The organism is Rhizobacter sp. P2_H2, from assembly GCF_056403375.1.
On sequence record NZ_JBFUFP010000888.1, the window covers coordinates 1 to 2,303 of the forward strand.

Genomic DNA, 2,303 nt, shown 5'->3' on the forward strand with positions numbered 1-2,303 from the left:
CGACTGGTGCGAGGTCGAAGCGGTTGCGGTTGGCGCGCAGTGCGGCGGCCAGGTCGTCGGGGATCTCGGCCAGGCGATTCCTGCCGTGGGCGTCCAGGAACGTGAGGGTGTCGAAGGCGCCATTCCGTCTGATGGCACGGCTCAGTTCCTGCGGGTCCATCGCCAGGAACACGTGGTAGGACACGCACAGTGACATCAACCTCGGCAACGAGGCGATCGCCTGGATCAACGCGGCCGCGGTGTTGCGGGTCGTGGCGGCGGTTGTGCGGGCGATGTCCAGCCTCAGGCTTGCCAGAGGCAAGGCTCCGCCTGCTACCGCTGCTGCCTGGAAGAAGCTCGAAAGATGGAGGCAGCCCGCCGCCAGCGAGAGCCTGAGGTCCTGCAGGGCCGGCATGTGCACGAGCTGGCACGCGATCCGTTCGAAGTGGTCGGCGTTCCATGACTCGTCGATGCACAGATCCAGGCATTGCAGGTTCTGCATGCCGGACAGGGTCCGCGCCAACGCGGGGACGATGGCGCCCGGGTCGTCGTCGGTCCAGTGGCGCCACGATGTCAGGTGATGGTGTGAGCGCAGTCCGCGCACGATGCACAGGCCGATGCCGGGGTCCACGTCCTCCGGTGCGAAGTGGAAGCTGCGCAGGTGGCTCGTGTTCGACAACGCCGCTTTCAGCTCGGGAATCTGTTCGCGATCGGCGAAGAATCCATCGAGCGTCATGTCGACGATCTGCGGGCAGTAGACGAGCAGGTGAGCGATCAGCTCGGGGCTGGGGCCTGTGATCTCGTCAGTCAGCGCGGTCATGCCGAACAGCGTGGCGATGTGCCCGAAATTGGCCACCCAGTCCTGGCTGTTGCATTCCTGGAGGAGCTCGATGCAGCCGGGGCCTTTCCAGGTCTGAACAAAGGTCGCGGAAGGCTGGTGGCCGCTCAGGTCCACGATGGCTTGATGGGTCTGCAGATGCCTGTCGATCGCGCCGCGTCGTACCAGTTCCTTTTCGAGGGGCAGGCTTCTGTCGGCAAACCCCTGGGGCCGCGGGTCGGAGGCAGAGCGCACGCGTTTCATGGTGGGCGGGGCGACGACGCCAAGTGGACATGCCGGTGAGTGGCACATCCACCCTGCCGGGGTTCCAGACAGGTGTCCCGTCAGTGCGGCGGCCTGCCGATGCCGAACAGCTCGGCCACCGCCTCGCGGTACTGCGGCTGTCCCAGGTCGTTGGTGCTGTGGTGCGAGGCCCCGTCGACCAGCAGGAAGCGCTTCGGCTCGCGCGCCCGCTCGAACAGCGCGCGGCCGAGCGCCGGCCGGATCAGCGTGTCGTCGCTGCCGTGCACCACCAGCACCGGCGAGCCGACCTCGGCGATGCGCGAGGCGGCGTCGAAGCGCTGCGTGATCAGTGGCCCGACCGGCAGCCAGCCCCAGCGGAAGGTCGACACCACGTCGGGGATCGACGTGAAGCTGCCCTCGACGATCAGGCCCGCCTCGTCGTGCACCTCGGCGGCGAGCTGCACCGCGATCGCGCCGCCCAGCGAGTGGCCGAAGATGAAGCGGCGCGYCTGCGGACGTTGCCGCGCCAGCCAGTCCCAGGCGGCATGGGCATCCTCGGCGGCCAGCTCCTGCGACGGCAGGCCGGGGCTGCTGCGGCCGAAGCCGCGGTAGTCGATCGCGAGCACCGAGAAACCCAGTTCATGCATGCGCCGCATCCGCAATGCGCTGGTGCGCACGTCGAAGCGGGCGCCGTGCAGGTAGAGCAGGACCGGCGCCGCGGCATCGTCCTGCGGCAGCCACAGGCCATGCAGGCGGACCGCCTGGCCGCGCGATTCGGCGGCGCTGGAGCGGTAGTCGATCCAGGCGTCGTCCATGCCCTGGGCGGCCGACGCCCCGCCGTACCAGACGCGGTCGCCGGGCTGGAAGATCCAGGCGCGCTGGCGCTCGTCGAGCGTCGCGCAGCCGAGCTGCAGGCCGAGCAGCAGGGCCAGGCCAGCCACGAGGGCGGCCGGGCGGTACCAGCGGCGGAAAGACAACGGGCGCATCGGGCAACGATGTTGCCACGCCGCCGGCAGGCGACGGCGCCGCTCGGCTTTTCAGGCATTGTTCCAGGTGCTACTTGATGCTGAAGCTGTCGCCGTAGACCTTCCAGTTCAGCGGCGTGTTCAGGTCGAAGTTGCCGGCCTTCAGCCATACGCGCTGCGCGGTGTCGACGCGCGTCGTGTCGCTGTGGGCCTCCTCGGTCTTCATCGCGGCCACGCGGGCATCGAGGAAGGCGTTCAGGTAGGTTGTCTCGTCGCCACCCTGCGCGGGAGTCCTGGCC

3 protein-coding genes are annotated in these 2,303 nt (G+C 68.8%); all 3 read right to left on the reverse strand.

Features of this window, described 5'->3' with window-relative positions; genetic code table 11:
* On the reverse strand, positions 1–1,060 hold a 1,060-nt coding region (locus tag AC1D15_RS27795; protein ID WP_477828545.1), incomplete at its 3' end, for a hypothetical protein.
* Between the two features lie 80 nt (positions 1,061–1,140).
* Entirely contained in the window at positions 1,141–2,025 is an 885-nt protein-coding gene (locus AC1D15_RS27800) for an alpha/beta hydrolase (RefSeq protein ID WP_477828546.1), read from the reverse strand.
* Positions 2,026–2,095: 70 nt separating this feature from the next.
* On the reverse strand, positions 2,096–2,303 hold a 208-nt coding region (locus AC1D15_RS27805; RefSeq protein ID WP_477828547.1), incomplete at its 5' end, for a chitosanase.